The 788-nt window shown below is 73.5% G+C and carries 1 protein-coding gene; it reads right to left on the bottom strand.

Annotated features, from left to right (window positions below):
* Nucleotides 1–788: acyltransferase domain-containing protein (locus AB1460_RS37950; protein ID WP_368967428.1), on the bottom strand; the 788-nt coding region annotated here is incomplete at both ends.

Genomic DNA, 788 nt, shown 5'->3' with positions numbered 1-788 from the left:
CTCGACGGCGAACAGCGCGGGCTGCGCATACCCCGTCTGGTCGAGCAGCTCCGGCTCGGCGCCGTCGATCAACGCCCGGACCGACCGGTCCAGGTGAAGATCCAGATGCGCACAGGCGGCATCGAAGGCGTCCGCAAACACGGGGAAGGTCTCGTACAGCTCCCGGCCCATGCCGATCCGCTGGGCGCCCTGGCCGGTGAAGACCACCGCCAGTCGGCCCTCCCCCGCCGCACCCGCGACGACCCGCGGCGACGCGGTCCCTGCCGCCAGCGCGGCCAGCCCGTCCACCAGCTCCTCGCTGTCGGCGGCCAGCACCACCGCACGATGCGCCAGCACCGCCCGGCGCACCGAGCCCGCGCCCACCGCGAGGACATCGGCATCCGTCGCGGCGAGACGTCCCGCCTGGGCCTGCAACGCCGCCTCGTCGTGAGCGGAGACCAGCACCGGAACCACCGACAGTGCTGCTCCGGCCGGCTGCGTGGGCTGGCCGGGAGCCGGTACCAGCTCCGTCGCCGGTGCCGGTGCCTGCTCGAGGATGACGTGGGCGTTCGTGCCGCTCACCCCGAACGCGGAGATGCCGGCGCGGCGCGGCCGGCCGTTCTCCTCCCAGGCCCGGGACGCAGTGAGCAGTTCGACCGCGCCGGCCGCCCAGTCGACGTTCGACGTCGGCTCGTCCACGTGCAGCGTCGCCGGCAGGGTGCCATGGCGCATCGCGAGGATCATCTTCATGATCCCGGCCGCACCGGCCGCGGCCTGCGTGTGACCGATGTTCGACTTGATCGACCCCA

This window comes from Parafrankia sp. FMc2 (genome assembly GCF_041008525.1).
GTDB lineage: Bacteria > Actinomycetota > Actinomycetes > Frankiales > Frankiaceae > Parafrankia.
Note: the sequence above shows the minus strand (reverse complement) of the source record. Positions and strands in the feature narration are given on the sequence as shown.